This is a genomic window from Hahella chejuensis KCTC 2396, assembly GCF_000012985.1.
GTDB lineage: Bacteria > Pseudomonadota > Gammaproteobacteria > Pseudomonadales > Oleiphilaceae > Hahella > Hahella chejuensis.
On sequence record NC_007645.1, the window covers coordinates 616540 to 632602 of the forward strand.

The window sequence follows — 16063 nt, forward strand, 5'->3', positions numbered from 1 at the left end:
AGCGCCCAACACCGCACCCTTAAGTCTTTTTTTATACCCGCGAAATTAAAAATTTAGCCTTGTCATTTACAGCCTTTCCTGATGCATAAAAAAGGCCGTCTAGTAGACGGCCTGAGATTGAGTTAGATAACGGACGTCAGGGCTTACCAGGCCGCCGCTATGGTCATGCTCGGCTGATTGTGCGGATCATGTGGAAGCAGAATTTCACCACCCGATGGCGCATCAAACGCCGCCATGGCGCTGACCAGCGCTTCTACCTTATGCGCCATGTCTGAATCATCCGCCAGAACGGGCTCCGGCCAATCGCTCATGGTGAGAGCCGCCATGGTGGCTCCGCCTGTGCCAGGAATCACGTCACCCCACACGCCTGTGGTATTGCCGGAAGCCAGGACCGCATCGCGGCCGTGGCCGCTTTGGTCATGCACCGTGGTTCCTTCGCCTTCTCGGAAGTCGTACCAGAGGTGCAGGCCGCTTTCGTTACCAGTTAAAGTTGCGTTCCATGTCTCGGCAACCGAGTCGGCATTCTTAGCGAAACTCCACACGCGTAAATCACTGAGGCTTCCTTCCAGATCGGCAATCTCGCTATTCTTGCTCAGCGTGCCCAAAGGCAGGTCAATGCTGGAGTTGAGGGTCGCCTTTAATTCACCGTTTTCATATAGGTGTGTGGTTTTGCCTTCTCTTACTAACGTCAGGCTAACCCACTTATCTAATGGAGCGGAGTAATTAAGCTCTTGGTAGGAGCGTCCGTATTCACCGAGGCCTAGCTTTCCACTATTGGACTGACTCATCCTGATGGAGTGCCTGGAGGAGTTCAGCAGAATTGACGCGCCATCGACGTCCGCCGAGCGTTTGACTCGCGCCTCCAGCGTCCAGTCCCCCGCCAGATCCGCTTCGCCAATGGTGGCGTATCGGTTGTTGTCAGGGAGACTGAACTCATGGCTGGAGGAGCCAGGGGAGGGGGCTTCCCCTGGCGACACATTCAACGTAAAGCTTTCAGAGGCTCGTGCGCCAGCGCGGTCAGTGGCCGTCAGCATGACGTTGTAAACGCCTTCGTTGCCGACGATACCGCTAAAGGTCAATGTCTCCGCATCAAAGCTCAGCCAGTCAGGCAATGGGCTGCCGTCCGCCAGGGTGGCGGCGTAAGTCAGCGCATCGCCCACATCCGGGTCGCTGAAGGTTTCAGCCGGAGCGGTGAAGTTTAACGTCTCACCGGTTTTCGCCAGCACGTTAAGAAGCTCCATACTGACCCCCGGCGCGTCATTGACGTTTTCGACCGTTAAGTTGAATACGGTGGAGGCTGAGGCTTGGCCATCCGACGCCGTAAGCGCTATCTCATAGGCTCCCACGTCTGCGTTTCGGGGAGTCCCCGTAAATTTAACGCCGTTGAAGTTCAACCAGGAGGGCAGGGCGTTTCCATTGGCCAGCTTGGCGACATAGTTAAGCGCGTCGCCATCTGAGTCCGTGAAAAGGCCGGAAGGAACGGTAAAGCTCCAGGGCGCGTCTTCAGAGATGCTGACGCCTTCCTGCAAGCCGATGACTTCGGGAGCGTGATTTTCACCGGAACCGCTGGAATCCGTCCCTGACACAACCTCGCCCCAGACGCCGGTCGTATCTGTGGAGGCGAGTACGGCATTACGCCCGTTTCCACTTCGGTCATTAAGCAGAGCGCCTTCTCCCTCGCTGAAGTCGTACCAGAGATGGAGACCGGTTTCTTCGCCGGTCAATGGCGTATACCAGGCCGCCGCGACGGCGTCAGCGTCTTTGGCGTAGTTCCACACTCTCAGGTCGCACAGGCTGTCATCCAAGTCAGCTAGAGCACTGTTCTTGCTTAATGTGCTAAGCGGCAGACTGATCGAGCTATATAGAGTGTTTGCTAATTCGCCATTCACGTATAAGTGGGTTCGACCACTCCGCTTCACCAGCGTCAAGTTCACCCACTTATCAACTGGAAGCGTATAGTCAAATGCCTGATAGCTGCGGCCATACACGCCAATGCCCACTTTCCCGTCGCCGGATTGTCCCAGGCGAATGGAGTGCTTGCTTGAGTTCAGTAAGATGGACGTCCCATCGGAGTCAGCGGAGCGCTTCACCCGCGCTTCCAGTGTCCAGTCGCCGACAATATCCGCTTGGCCGATAGTGGCGTATAGATTGTTGTCGGTAAAACTAAACTCATGGCTTGGATCGCCAGTGGGCTCAGTGGGTTCGGGATAGGTGGTCAGCTTGAAGTTATCTGATGCTTCAATACCCGCGCTGTCCTTGACAGTAACTTTGACCTCCAGTACGCCAGCGGTGTCGCTGACGCCGCTGAAGGTTCGAGTGTCGGGGTCAAAATACAGCCAGTCGGGCAGGGGGGCGCCGTCGGGTAAGGTGGCGCTGTACTCCAGCGTGTCGCCTGCATCGTCATCCCTGAAGGTGTTATCCGGCAGGGTGTAGGTGAAATCGCTATTCGCCTGTGTTTGCAGATCCTTAATCGGCTGTCTGACGACAGGAGCGTCATTGACGTTTTGCACGGATAAGGTGACGCGCATGGAGGTTGAAGCAATGCCGTCCGTAGCGGTGACGATGAGAGCGTGCTCTCCCACCTCGTCATTGGTGGCGAGCCCGTAGAGAGTACCGCTTTCATGAAAGCCAAACCATGAGGGCAGCTCTTCGCCACTTTCCATTTTTACCTGGTAGGTCAGAATGTCCCCATCCGCATCCACAAAGGTCCCTGTCGGTAAAGAATAGGTCCAGCGAGAATCTTCATTAACGACAATGGTTTCTACAGGGCGACCGATAGTCGGGCCATGGTTGTCGGTGCGCGTATGAGGTTTCCAGGTTAGATCGATTTCCTGGCCCACTCGGGCACGGAACGCCTCCATGGTTTCTCCCTCTTTGCGCGTCATAGCGTCCGCCAAGTGGGCCACATCGTCACTGCTCAGCCAGCTGTCTTCCAGTCGAATGGCGCTTAATGCCTGATAGTCCGCATTGAACCAGTTCGGTATACGGATTTGTGAGCTGGGGTCGCCAGCTTTGGAGATGGTCAGATCCGCTGATGATTGGGAGAACCATAGCTCGTGCTTCGACAAGCCTTGAATCACCAGGATGTCTTTGTCGCCAAGCCCTGACTTATTGAGGACGATTGTGTCGACGCCATCGCCACTTTGATAAACATAAACATCATCGCCATTGCCACCTTGTAGCTCGTCGTTATCCCTGCCGCCGTAGATGACGTCATTGTCATCGCCGCCGTTGAGATAATCCTGACCAGAGCCGCCATACAGGTAATCATTGCCGCCATAGCTGTGAACATTATCGTCGCCGCCTTCCGCCGTAATGACATTGGCGCTTTCATTGCCTCTGATAATCTGAGAGAAACTATTGCCTTCCATTAATTTATCAAGAATGGCGTCACTATCCAGATTAAGTCCCAAGGCTGGAAGTGCGATATCGTATGTTGTTATACCCTCTAGATGATAGTGTTCGGGGAGGTTGCCCAACCATAATGAACGAGCATTAATCTGACGAGTAGTGATGACCAGTCCCCACTCCCTGTCATTGGTGACAACCAGATCGTCAAGGCTGTCAACGCCGGTAATGTTCAAGTGGTTTTTGTCAGAGCCGGTTTCATCTATGATGTCGTTAAATCCACCAACAATTTCGACGTTATACGTATCGGCGCCAAGGCCTCCGTTGAGGCGATCATTGCCGAGCCCGCCATCTAAAGTGTCATCGCCGCCTTCGCCAAATAACTTGTCGTCGCCCGTTCCGCCATAAAGGATGTCATTACCTTCACCAGCATATATGCTGGTGTCGCTCTCTTTGTCGGAAAAGTCGATCACATCATTGTTGAGACTGCCGGAAACAGGGCCTTCGGAGCCTGCTGCGTCATATCCAGGTGTAGCGGGACCCCTGGTATCCGCCAATACCAGTTTGGCGTTCTTGAAAGTCTGAGTTGACATGACAACGGCGTCGCCTTCCGCGCCATATCGAATGGTGACTTTGTCTTCGCCTTGAATGACGTTGATTGTTGACGAGGCGTATGTATCCGCAAACTTGATGGTGGAAATCCCTTCTTCATCTTTGATATGCGTGACGCCATAACCCCTTTTGACGATGTAAGTATCGTCGCCTTCTCCCCCCGCCAGCACGTCGCCTTCGCCGCCGCCGTCCAGGGTGTCGTTACCTTCGTCGCCATACAGGAAGTCGCCGCCCAAGCCGCCTTGCAGCCAGTCGTCGCCTTTGTTCCCATACAGCGTGTCGGCGCCAGCGCCGCCAACGATATGGTCAATATCGACTCCGCCGTAGATGAAGTCCTTGTCATCGCCGCCATCCAGGTAGTTATTGCCTGCAATGCCGTAGATCACATCTTCGCCAGCGTCGCCGTATATTCTGTCATTTCCTGCGCCAGCGAGGATTTGGTCATCGCCTCCGCCTGCGTGCACCTCGTCATCGCCATGGAAAGCCTCGTCCAGTCCTTGTGGCGTCGTAGGCGCGACGAAGGTATTGCCATTTGAGGTGATGCTGGTGGCGTCATAGGTGCTGTCCGCCCAGATCATATCCCGACCGCTGCCGCTCAGGATGACGTCGCTGCCGCCTCCGCCGATGATGATCTGACCTTCGCCGTCACCGGCGTCAATATGGTCGTTTCCATGAAACTCGCCGGCCAGCTTATCGTGATCGCCCCAGATGTAGTCTTTATCGGCTCCGCCATCGATGACGTCATCGCCGCCATGACCGTAAATCTGATCGCTGCCTGCACCGCCAGAGATGGTGTCGTTGCCATGCAGTAGAGGGTCCAGGTCAGGTAGATCCGTCACCTGACTGCGGTCGCCCCAGAGGATATCGTCGCCTTCGCCTCCGTCAATAACGTCGGAACCGGCTTCGCCCCAAATCCTGTCCGCGCCTTCGCCGCCGGAGAGAACGTCGTCATAGGAGACGCCTTCCTCCACTTCCGTGAGCAGGTCGTCATTGCTGATTTGAGCGCTGCCTGACGAAGCGTTGGACCGATACTCATTGCGGCTGTCGCCGTGAATGTGGTCGTCGCCTTCGCCGCCGGATATCATGTCTGCGCCTGCGCCGCCGCTAAGCAGGTCATTGCCTTTACCGCCCAGAAGGGTGTCGTTGCCTTCATCCCCGGAAATCCAGTCATCGCCATCGCCGCCGTCCAGATAATCTTCGGAAGAAGCGGACTCCTTGGCATAGTTGGGAGTTGGCGCGCCAGTGTCGTCAAACAGGCGTTGGCTGTCGTTGCCCCAAATCCAGTCATTGCCTGAGCCGCCAAGAATGCGATCACTGCCGCTACCGCCGACTAACAGGTCCGAGCCCGCCGCGCCATCCATAAAGTCGTCGCCAGCGCGTCCATAAAAGGAATCGCCTGACTGATGGCCGCCATAAAACTGGTCTTTATGATCAGTGCCTTCAAAGAAGAACACATAGCCGCTGTCCGCCTGTCCTTTTTTCCACTCCGGCAGCGAAGCGCCATTATGGTCTTTGCCATTGGCGTAGTCCCACAGCTTGGTCGCGTCTTCCGCTTTAAATATCAGGCCGGATTTATTGATCTCATCCTGATAAGCCAAGCCGTCACGCGCTTCCCATCTGGTTTTGATGATGGTGGAAGTGGTTCCGGGTCGGAGGATTTCGCCTGTACCGACGTTGTAGGCGTCAACAGGGTCGGGCTCGGTTTCCTCGATGGGATCTTTCAGCGTAATGCCAAAGTTCAAGTTGGGGTCGATGGAGTTAAAAAAGCTGATTGTGAGAGAGCCGCCGGAGTCGTCATCCTTCATGGTGATGATCAGTTTGTTGGAATCGGTCAGGACAAACCGGTTGCCGTCCGCGTCTTCGAAGATGTTGCTGTCAGCCGCCACACGGGTAATTTCGGTGACGACTTTGCCAGGATCGGATGCGTTGGCTTTGAGCAGGATTCGGTTGGCGCCGTTATAGTCAAGCAGGTAGTCCGCGCCATCGCCTTTGGTGTAGACGTAGGTGTCGTCTCCGATACCTCCCTCCAGGCGATCATTGCCTGCGCCGCCCTCCAGAGTGTCATGGCCGTCGCCGCCATAAAGCTCGTCGTTGCCGCCTTCGCCCTTCAGCGTATCGTCGCCAGCCAAACCAAAGAGCCAGTCGCCGCCAGCGCCGCCTACCAATTCATCGTTGGTTTCTCCGCCTTCGATACTCTCGCCAAACACGACTTCGATCACTTCGTTTGACTTGCCGGGTTCTGACTCCCAAATGCCGCTGAGGGTTTCTTCCATGGCCTTGAGCGTGTCGTTTAGCTGCGCCAAGGTTTCATTTCCAGGGAAAGCCACTTCCGCAATTTGGAGTGAGGCGGTCAGAGCGCCGTAGTTTTCGTAAATCTCGTAAGCTGTGCCAATCCAGGCGAAAGGCCCGCCTAGCAATTTAGCAGCGATGGCAATTACCCCTTCTGTTGCAATATCTGCAATAAGCGACTTGAAAACATCCGCCGACATTTCCAAATTGGAGTTCCCAATAATCTCAGCGATATCCTCAAGAGTGAGGTCGTCATTATCAATAAAATCTGCCTTCGCGATAGCGGAGACGGATAGTAAAGCAATTGCCAATGTTGCCTTACCAGTTAGGCCACTAATGCCGGTAACAGCCTTATTGAATTTGTCGGGGGTAAAGCCGCCAAATATGTACCCAATTTTATATGTCTCACTTTTGCCGTCCCACATAAAGTATTCAGCAGTGAGTTTTGACTTTTTTAACTTCTCATCAAATTGCGGCCCGGCATTGTTATAGATGATTTTCGCCATCGGGTCTGTTTGTGATGAATTGGGGTTATAATCTGGGTGTGTCGAATAGCGGCTTTTATAGAGCTCATCATTTTTATTAAGGAAAAATGTGACTCCATTGGGTGTGTTCGAAATTAGACTGTTGCGTAATTCTTGCTGGAATAAGGCAATTTTATTAAATGCCTCCGCAGCCATCGCTTTGCGGTTATCAAGGTAGTCTGGGTCACTGGCATCCCCATATTGGTTCGCCAAAATAGCGACTTTATCACTATACTCTTTCTGCAAAAACACTAGCCTTTGGCGGACAAACTCGGAGTAAGCTGGATGCGATCCGCTATGAACTGCCGCAAAATTTGGTCCCTTCTTGCCAGCGCCCTTTTCTTTAGGAAGATAGACCCCATTACTTGGGTTGTCTTGGTTGTAAACTAAGTGACCCTCTGAGTGATCAGCAATTTCTTGAAAGAAGCCTTCAAACTCCTTTGCCACCTCGGTAGGAATAAGGTGATGCCCTTCGACACTTGCCCCCGTGCCATATGCATTCTTATTGAAAGCTATTTCATTCGGGAGGCTTTCGTTTACATTATCCATTTCTTTGCGGAGAGCGGTCCCGCTTCCATCAACAAACACATTAGACATGAGCTACCATTTCTCCTTGCTTTCCATATAACTGCGTATACTCTTTGATGCCAGAAACGCCTCCTTGCTGGAGCGCCATAAACATCGCCTCATTTATAAATAAAGGGCTAACTAAATAGTGTGGTGGGTGAAAATGCTTCCAAAGAGGGAGAGTCTCTATATAGTTTCTGACTGAGGTGATATGCTGAATCGTAGGTATAAACTCTTCTTCAATACTACTCGCAGCATTGTAGTCCATGCCTATAAGTGGCAAATTGAGATTCTCAATGGTCACGTATCTACGCATGTTCATGTGATAGAATTGTTTGCCTGTAATCTGGTTTCCTTTTTTATCAAAAACTTCAACTGGCCAGAACTGGTGAAGAAATGGGTCATTATTCTCTATTATTATTTTTGCTTTATTTGATACATATATATGCTCAAGCAAAACTAGAATGTCTGGTATTTCCCAGTCGATTAATGTGGCCTCAAGTGGTGTGTTCATGCGCCACTCTGCCAACAGCGGTGCTTTATATAGTTTGCAGTGTGGAGAATTCTCAGGGGTGATCTCTTCTAGATTATTGGTGTACTCGCCAGGCCCTGGTTTACGATCCATTTTGAATGGAAGAGTACTTTGTACAGAAAAGTGTATGCCTGATGGTAGGTTTCCGTAGTCAGTTTTTAGTCTGTAAATCATTTTGTAGTCCTATGCATCCATGATTTATAAAGCTAGTTAAAGTAATAAACATTAGTCTTTTTTTGTGTTTAAATACTGCATAGCGACTCTTCGGTAATGCCATATTTTTCACTATATAGGTCTAATCCTTTTATACCTTCTACACGAAATGCCTCTACTAGAGTTTCATTTAGGTAAAGGACTGTGCGAGCTTTTAAATGCCGTTGATCAATGTCAGCTATGCAATGTCGCCACAAAGGGATTTGCCCCAACTGCTCCCTTAAAGTAGGGGAGTCCTTAACCCTGGCCATAAAGTCCTCTTCCTTTGGTATAGGATAAAAGCCAAGCTCAGCCGCTGTGGCTACTCGATTAGACGGCGTAATAGTTAGAAAGCGTCGCTCATTAAACCAGTAATAAGCTTGCTCAGAAGCAATTGGCTCTTCCTTGTGGTTGAGCAATTGCACGGGAAAGTATTCATGCTCCATTGTGTCTATATTTTTGATCACAGATTTTGCTCGTTCGGAGATAAATAGATAACCACCAACACCCCACAAGTCCGGTATTGGTTCCACCTCTTTCCCTTGGTGAAAACGTAAGCAAGTCATGACTGGGCGATCAGATAAAAGCGGCGCTTGAAAAAACTTAACACCTGGCTGTTGAAAGATGTCCGGTGCGGGAGTGAATTTTTTTTCGTAATGGATTAGGCCCACTCCCCAGCGCTCTCTCGCGTCGCTTCCGGGGCGAGGAACAGGGAACGCTTCCAAACGCTCTTGTGTCGCCAGCTTTGATAAAAATCTATAAAACATGATTAGAATCCTTACAGTCTGCTTTATTGAATTAATTAATGGTTTCCACGTTCATCGCCCAACGAGCAGGCAGCACATCATTAGCCGGAATTTTGCGCATTCTGAACTGCTTGTCCCGTTCGATGCCGATGGTGTTGCCTTCGCTGAACACTGGGCCGTTAGCCAGGATGTAGCCGACCATGCTATACAGGTGCTTGGCGACCTCTGAGGGTTTGCACTGGAAAGGATCGATCTGGATTTCAAATCCGGTTAAAGCGTCGAGGCCTTTAGTGATCGCTCCGAACATGTTTTTGTCCTTTGAAGACAAAATACGTATTCCAGCCAAGTAAGTTGTTGGCAATCCATACAAAGCGTTGGGGACGTCACTGTTGAACTTCTCCATGGCTTCCCCTGCAACGCGAACGGCTTGAGCAAACTGCTCATTGTCAGCCAGCACTTCTGAGTTACTCCAGTAGAATGCCAAGGGCTTTGCTCTTTGGGCCAGCAGGTCGGCGATTGTCATTACTCGAAGAGCGGAATATATCGCTCGAAGTTGATCGTCGGTTGTATTCAGCGGTGAAATAATCAGGTGCGCTTTATGGTCTTTGATAAGTTGCTCGCCATTCTTTAGGCGGTGGCTGGTGCGTAGCGCAACATTGAAAGTGTCAGCTGGAATCGGCTTATCAATGACCATTACCGCAAACGCCATACCTCCCCAGGTAATAACGTAGCCATCTTCGGCATTCTCTGAACCTTGAACCGTTACAGACTGGTTATCCAGTTCTTCCCTAAGGTAAGCCTCCAACTCAGTGACGGAAAGGGTGAAGGGGGAGGCGAGGAGCATCATTTGGATAGCGCCGGGGAAGGCGGGATTTTGGTTTGCGGTTTGGTTGTTCATGATTGACTCGTATTTTCTTTTCCATAAAAAAGAGTAATGCAAGTTCCGTTAGTGTGGGTACAAAACGAAGCCTGCTGACTTATGCATGTTATAACATGATGTAGCGACAGATTTATTCGGTTATAGAGAGCAGTCGTAAGTATTAAGGCGCTAACAGCTCTGCTAGCGGCGGAACTCTTGCACTCTGAATCAGGGGGTATTGCCCAGGATGGTGACGGGAAAAAAGGCTCTGTGGCGGCGGAGATAGGTTGTCTTCATGATTAGTGTGATATTCCCTTAAGGCAGGCGAGAAATAAGGGCGTATTTTACATCTTTCAGGCAGTCCGGCTACTGAAAATTAGGAACAGTGACGTAACTTTTTATGTGCGCGGCTAAGGGTGCTCCCCTAGGTCTGTATCTGTAAGCGTTTTCTCCCAGGGTCTCCATGTTGCCGCTAAGAGGGGGCCGAATTATCCTGGCGTTGGCTTGTTGAGGGTTAAAAGTTAAGAAAACTCTGAAATGACAAGAGTGGTTTTTGTTTCCTTTTTATAGAAGAAATGGAATTCCGGCATATACCTATGAGAGTAATTTGCACCTTCCGCATACCCTATATACCTGTACTCGTGACCCAGTTTGTCAAAAACTTTAACGTATTTATTAAGACTACCTTCGTCTCCTGGGATGTCTGAAAGAGTGTGGCAGAAGTGGTCCTGTATTTCACAGAAGCAGTTTGAATAGCTTGTTATACTCCCTCCTGTATGGAGAAGTGGGAGCTTCGAGCTTATATCGCCTAAAGATGTTATGTATCCATCTTTTTTGAATGACTCTTTAGTTTCTTGGAACCTCTCTTTCGCTACCTCCGAGAAATGCTCGAAGGAATGGAGGTTATTTTCAGTGCAATCTAGAGACCACCTTCCATCCTTGTTTGTATACGTTAGCCAAAGATCTCCACAATTGTCACCGATATTTTCAATGCCTAAAAGACCTTCTTCATTCCCAAGTGGAATCGCAAGCAATACTTCGCTTTCTATATCGTCTCCAAGTTTATAAATGCCCAGAGGAAGGAGGAGGCGCTTTTCTAGCTCGGAAGAAAATACTTTACCTGGATCTGGGAAGGCGGTAAAAGATTCGCAATCTGAATATATGGCTTTCTCGTTCATAATTATCATGTTGAATATAAAATAGGTTTATGGCGTGTTTTATATCAATTTATAGACTCAAGTTTCATCGCCCAACGAGGAGGGAGTTCCTCATTGCTAGGGATCATTCGCATACTGAACAGCTTATCCTGCTCCATGCCGATGGTATTGCCTTCACTGAATACGGGGCCATTTGCTAGGATATAACCGACCATACCATACAGATGCCTGGCGACTTCAGATGGTTTGCCATCGAAAGGATCTATCTGGATTTCAAAACCAGTTAAGACATCAAGACCTTTAGTAATCGCTCCGAATCTGCTTTTATTATCTGACGACAGAATTCGCAATCCAGCCAAGTAAGTTGTGGGCAATTCATACAGTGCATTAGGGATGTTACTGTTAAATTTTTGCATCGCATCACCAGCCTCACGCACCGCTTGAGAGAATTGCTCGCAGTCTGCCAACACTTGTGACTTATTCCAATAAAATGCCAAAGGTTCTGACTGCTGGGCTAGCAAGTCGGCAATTGTCATTACTCGCAAGGCTAGATAGATGGCTTGCAACTGATCATTCATAGCGTTCATTGGAGAAATGATCAAATGTGCTTTATGGCTCTTGATGAGATTCTCGCCATTTTTTAGGCGGAAACTAGTACGTAGAGCAACATCGAATTCGTCCGCTGGAATAGGTTTGTCAATTGACATTATTGTAAATATCAACCCTCCCCATGTAATCATAAAGCATCCTTCCGATTCATCTGAGCCTTGTACAGAAACAGACTGATTATCCAATGCCTCTCTCAGGTAAGCCTCTAGCTCAGCAGCGGAAAGTGTGAAAGGTGAAGCTAGAAGCATCATTTGTATCACGTTAGGGAACGCGGGTTTCTGGTTTTCGGTTTGGTTGTTCATGAGTGTCTCGTATTTTTCCTACAATAATGAGTAAAACAGCAGCTACTCAACTGACCTTGTTGATTTATGCACGTTATAAAATGACGTAGCGACAGATTTATTTGAGCTGAATTTTCACGCGCAAAAATCCTCATTTCGAGCTTGGCGTATTTGTATAGCGTTAATTCGTAGATTTCAGAGTTAGAACTAAAGTCACTCCTTCTCGCTTCTTCTGCCTTGGCTCGGCTAGACCTGACTTAAGTTATACAGGCTGGCTCTTGCTGGAGTAGCGCTTATTTCACGGTTCTTGAATATTCTGTTTGCCAGGAACGAGCCCAGCCTCTATGAGCAACAAGCGCCAAGCGCTGTATGGAATCGGGCGGTGATTGCTAGTATCGGGCGGCGCACACCAGCGGCGTACACTACGAGCATCAACCCCTACCAGCTTTCCAGCTTCGGCTCCGGTCAAACCAGCAATACGCAGTAAGAGTCTGACGTCGCTTTCCTTGGGAGGGTGGTAGTTTGGGCTGGCGAATGGCTCCAGCGTTCCCTGAGTTAGTTTCTCACCTTGAGTTTGAGTTTCGTAAATGCCTTTTTCTTCCGTCATTGTTGCCTCAAAAATGAGTGGGAGCGGGCTACAAGAGCCCGTTTTCCGCAAAACTGTATTTGTTCGTCCCGCCGATAATAACGTGATCCAACACTCGCACTTCAAAAAAGTTAAGAGACTTCTTAATTTCCTCCGTGATGCGAATGTCAGCCTGACTAGGGGTGGAGTTTTGCGACGGGTGATTATGCGAGAGGATGACCGCCGCCGCATTCAGGAGCAATGCTTTTTTAGCGATTTCACGGACATGAATGGTGGCTTTATCAAAGGTTCCCCGGAACATGGCGTCAAATTCAATTACGCGGTGCTGGTTATCCAGAAACATAACACCGAACACTTCATATTGCAGTTCGGCTAATTTTAGTTTCAGGAAGTCGTACGCTAATTCAGGGCTAGTGATGACTGCGCCGGGCTGGGTCAGTCTGCTAGTCAGAATGGTCAATGCCTGCTTAATGATTTGATCGCCTTTCAACGGTTTCTCTCCGGTTGGTGACCTTGCCTTAATGGCCGGTCGTTCAAAATAGGATGGATGTATGATAGGACCAATGGTCCTTTGTGTCAACTTGCGAAATCGGACTCTTTTGGAAAGAAGTATCGATATCAATCTTTAGGGATCAAGGCGTATCGCGTAACGACCGGTGACTGCGACTCTGGACGGCCCAGAGTACATAGCCTTATTTCTATGTCCAAAAATACATTGGACTCAGGTAGGTTCTAAGCAGGTGTCTGTATGCTGGAATTGGGATGCTGAAACAGGATTGATGGTTAACTTCAACCACTGACGAGGCGCGAGGGTGGGAAAGAAAAAACGCGGCCCATATACAGGACCGCAATGAATACCTTCATCACCTTGAGTTATCTCCGGCTTGCCGGAAACCACCTCTAGAATAATGGACATTACAAGGCCTGTCATAACCAGGTACGGACAGAGGCCTACTTTGCTCTTTGAAGCAACGACCTAAGCGCAGCTCCAGAGAGGCTATATCTTCCAGGCGGTCCTTGAGCAGCGAGAACAGGCTGAGTTTGATGGAGGGGCTTAGTACTTCGCCCAACTCGCAATCCGCTGAGAGCGCCACCACTATCGCTGTCGATTGCTCGGTGAATCGCCCCAGGTCGTCCATGATATTGACAAACTCAGAGTGTAATCGGTGGTTGCCAGTGTTCGAATTGGTAGGGCCCTCGTTCAGGCTTCCTATCACTGCTGAAAATCTATTATTTCTCAATGTCATGCTTCCTTGCGTTTAACCCACTGGTTATAAGGAACGCCAGCTTTTAATGAGGCTTGCCAGTCGTCTAGAGACGATTCAAACCAACCTACCGCCCTGTGTCCCAGGGATACAGGAGGAGGAAAGCTGCCAGAGGCTACGCGCTCGTAAATTGTCGATCTGGAAAGGCCTGTTAACTTGGTTGTTTCTTTAATTCTGAAAATCATTTCCGCCATGCTTTATCGGACTCCTTGGCTCGAAAACGGATGTTGCAAATCGTCGTGAAATGATACTGGTATCCGTTTTATTATCAACAAAATCAAAAGGTTAAAATGATTTTGGTGGCTGATTTAGACCGTATCAGTCGCTTTAGGGGCAAATACGAAAAAGGGTGCCTCTTACTAATGTGCAAGAATGAGATTTAATGAGTAATAATGTGCATGGCTCTAGTTTTAGCCAGTGCTTTCATTACGATTTATTTATATTCGAAAGAAAATTAAAGCATGCGTAAATTGGCGACGTTACTAACGCTTTAAGATCCTGAGTAGGCATGGCGGCGTTAACTGAAATGCGCCGCCATAGAGAGAGTTAGTCTTGACGGGCGTGAAGAGGAACTACGTTTCCAAAGTCGTTGGCGACATGGTTCTCCACCATCTCCCCCCAAGCTTTCCAGGCCATCTTTTGCTCGTCTATATAGGCGGCCCGTTGGTAGGTTGCTACCAGTCGGTCACGAGGCTGGTGATTCAACATCTTTTCTATAACGTGTGGTGAGGTTTTCAGATGCTCTCCCCAAGCCGTAGCAGCTGAGCGACGCAGATCATGCACAGTGAAGTGTGGAACACTTTCCAGCCGTGTTGACAGTCGCCGAAGAGTGACGGTTAGGCCCTCTGTACTTAACGGTGTGATTCCATTGCCTAGACTAAGCACATACTCGCCATGTCCACTGATAGGGCGCATGGATTCAATGAGTCGCATTGCCAGATTAGGCAGGTATAGAGTATGGGCCTTGCGGTTTTTGGTGCGCTCGGGAGGCAGTACCCACATGCCTTGTGTTAAATCCAGTTCGCTCCAGCGCATCATTGTGACTTCACCACGTCGGGCTCCAGTGAGAATTAGTAATTTAAATGCGTTGGCAGTTGCAGGAGTGATAGAAGCACTATCTAGTAGACGCCAGAATGAGCGTAACTCGGAGAGCGGCAGCGCTCGATCTCTTGGTGCTCCAGCGGTAATTTTGAAGCTTTTAGCGCTTAATCCCTCAATGGGGTTCTCTTTGATCAGATGACGCTCTTCTGCAAATCGAAACAACATCTTTAACAAACACAAGCATTTACGCGTTTCTTCCTTTATCCCTTTGGCGACCATGGAGTCAAGCACTGCTGCAATTTGACGACGAATGACATGCTTGGCCAGCAGCGGCCCAAGCGACTTCTCTAGGTGGACGCGCCAGCGTGCCTCATGATCAGCTAAAGTCCTGTCGGTTACTTCCTTCGCTGACTTTTGTAATGTCAGCCAGGATTCGAATAATTGTTGCGTGGTGATGGCGTTTGCGTTTTCAGCTCGCTGCTCCTTCTGCACATATTGAGGATCAAGTCCTTCAAATAGTTGCTGGCGCATTATTTCTGCTTGTTGGCGAGCGGCACGTAAAGAAATAACAGGATAATCGCCCAATGACAGCTTGGCGGGTTTCTTGGTGGCGGGGCGACGGTAGCGAAACACCCAGGTCCGAGCTATTTTTCCTCGTTTGGGGTAGATGCGAAGAGAAAGGCCGTTACCGTCCGAAAGACAGGTGTCAGTCTCCGTTTTAGCATTACGTATTTTGGTGTCGCTCAGTTTTCCCATTAATACTGCTCTCCATAAGTCCATTCGAAAATTTATTGAAGGAATCTATGCTGTAAACCGGTACATTCCCCGGTACGCATTTGAAATGATTGTGGGTGACTTGTGTCGGATAATGCTGGACTAATTATCCTTTATTATCAATAGCTTCTTTGATCTGCTGGATCTTTTTGGTTGTCTATGAATATGAGTTTGGCCCCTGATCGAGGGGCCTAAGTTTAACCACAGGAGAGGTTGGTCTCCAGCCTAATTTCAGACGCGGGTGAGTGGAACTATCCTTTGTTGCGGGATTTGTCTATATGGCCCAGAGACTTATCTGGACAGGCCGCGTCTCTGACTGTCTGCTTAAGTGTTGCGACATCGGGAAAGCCTTCGTTCGCGCTGCGATCCCAGATGATTTCGTCATCACAAAGTATCTTGAACTCGCCTTTGCCGGCGGGAACCAGGGCGACTTCCTGCAGCTCGTCAGTGAATGTCGTCAGCAACTCCTGCGCCATCCAGGCGGAGCGCAGCAGCCAGCCGCACAGTGGACAGTAACGTATGGATATTTTGGGTTTCATGGTGTGGTCCGCATATTCCTCGTGATTTTTTCCCTATTATAAATTGAAGGTGAGACGACGATGAGAGTGCGGTAAGCATCGTCGGACACTTGCATTTCCAACGCGAATAATAATTAAGACACAAGCAGCGGCATAGGAAACC

General features: G+C 49.6%; 12 protein-coding genes. All 12 read right to left on the bottom strand.

The annotated features are described in order from the left end of the window. Positions 1–143: 143 nt before the first annotated feature. Complete coding sequence (locus tag HCH_RS02800) at positions 144–7370, bottom strand: putative Ig domain-containing protein (protein ID WP_011394592.1); 7227 nt, start codon at positions 7368–7370, stop codon at positions 144–146. After that, positions 7363–8046, bottom strand: coding sequence for an imm11 family protein (locus HCH_RS02805; protein ID WP_011394593.1), 684 nt, complete (start codon positions 8044–8046; stop codon positions 7363–7365). Before HCH_RS02805 ends, HCH_RS02800 begins: the two co-directional genes overlap by 8 nt. Positions 8047–8114: 68 nt before the next feature. Beyond that, on the bottom strand, positions 8115–8831 hold the full coding sequence (locus tag HCH_RS02810) for an imm11 family protein (RefSeq protein WP_011394594.1): 717 nt from the start codon (positions 8829–8831) through the stop codon (positions 8115–8117). Between the two features lie 31 nt (positions 8832–8862). Further along, on the bottom strand, positions 8863–9708 hold the full coding sequence (locus tag HCH_RS02815) for a DUF4261 domain-containing protein (protein WP_011394595.1): 846 nt from the start codon (positions 9706–9708) through the stop codon (positions 8863–8865). A gap of 482 nt (positions 9709–10190) precedes the next feature. Continuing rightward, entirely contained in the window at positions 10191–10847 is a 657-nt protein-coding gene (locus tag HCH_RS02820; RefSeq protein ID WP_148212454.1) for a hypothetical protein, read from the bottom strand. A gap of 44 nt (positions 10848–10891) precedes the next feature. Continuing rightward, positions 10892–11737 carry a DUF4261 domain-containing protein gene (locus HCH_RS02825; RefSeq protein WP_041598385.1) on the bottom strand — a complete coding sequence of 282 codons (846 nt, stop codon included), beginning with the start codon at positions 11735–11737 and terminating at the stop codon, positions 10892–10894. A 277-nt stretch (positions 11738–12014) separates the two neighbouring features. Then, complete coding sequence (locus tag HCH_RS02830) at positions 12015–12323, bottom strand: hypothetical protein (RefSeq protein WP_085944393.1); 309 nt, start codon at positions 12321–12323, stop codon at positions 12015–12017. A gap of 28 nt (positions 12324–12351) precedes the next feature. After that, positions 12352–12792, bottom strand: a complete 441-nt coding sequence (radC, locus tag HCH_RS02835; RefSeq protein ID WP_011394599.1) for a RadC family protein — start codon at positions 12790–12792, stop codon at positions 12352–12354. 373 nt (positions 12793–13165) lie between these two features. Then, on the bottom strand, positions 13166–13543 hold the full coding sequence (locus tag HCH_RS02840; protein ID WP_148212455.1) for a hypothetical protein: 378 nt from the start codon (positions 13541–13543) through the stop codon (positions 13166–13168). A 2-nt stretch (positions 13544–13545) separates the two neighbouring features. Further along, positions 13546–13761, bottom strand: a complete 216-nt coding sequence (locus HCH_RS02845) for a helix-turn-helix transcriptional regulator (RefSeq protein WP_011394601.1) — start codon at positions 13759–13761, stop codon at positions 13546–13548. 352 nt (positions 13762–14113) lie between these two features. Further along, entirely contained in the window at positions 14114–15364 is a 1251-nt protein-coding gene (locus tag HCH_RS02850) for a tyrosine-type recombinase/integrase (RefSeq protein ID WP_011394602.1), read from the bottom strand. A 269-nt stretch (positions 15365–15633) separates the two neighbouring features. Further along, entirely contained in the window at positions 15634–15921 is a 288-nt protein-coding gene (locus HCH_RS02855; protein WP_011394603.1) for a SelT/SelW/SelH family protein, read from the bottom strand. Between the last annotated feature and the right edge of the window lie 142 nt (positions 15922–16063).

Coding starts and splice junctions, on each gene's coding strand:
- HCH_RS02800 (WP_011394592.1), bottom strand. CDS start 7,370: ATGTCTAATGTGTTTGTTGATGGAAGCGGGACCGCTCTCCGCAAAGAA.
- HCH_RS02805 (WP_011394593.1), bottom strand. CDS start 8,046: ATGATTTACAGACTAAAAACTGACTACGGAAACCTACCATCAGGCATA.
- HCH_RS02810 (WP_011394594.1), bottom strand. CDS start 8,831: ATGTTTTATAGATTTTTATCAAAGCTGGCGACACAAGAGCGTTTGGAA.
- HCH_RS02815 (WP_011394595.1), bottom strand. CDS start 9,708: ATGAACAACCAAACCGCAAACCAAAATCCCGCCTTCCCCGGCGCTATC.
- HCH_RS02820 (WP_148212454.1), bottom strand. CDS start 10,847: ATGAACGAGAAAGCCATATATTCAGATTGCGAATCTTTTACCGCCTTC.
- HCH_RS02825 (WP_041598385.1), bottom strand. CDS start 11,737: ATGAACAACCAAACCGAAAACCAGAAACCCGCGTTCCCTAACGTGATA.
- HCH_RS02830 (WP_085944393.1), bottom strand. CDS start 12,323: ATGACGGAAGAAAAAGGCATTTACGAAACTCAAACTCAAGGTGAGAAA.
- HCH_RS02845 (WP_011394601.1), bottom strand. CDS start 13,761: ATGGCGGAAATGATTTTCAGAATTAAAGAAACAACCAAGTTAACAGGC.
- HCH_RS02850 (WP_011394602.1), bottom strand. CDS start 15,364: ATGGGAAAACTGAGCGACACCAAAATACGTAATGCTAAAACGGAGACT.
- HCH_RS02855 (WP_011394603.1), bottom strand. CDS start 15,921: ATGAAACCCAAAATATCCATACGTTACTGTCCACTGTGCGGCTGGCTG.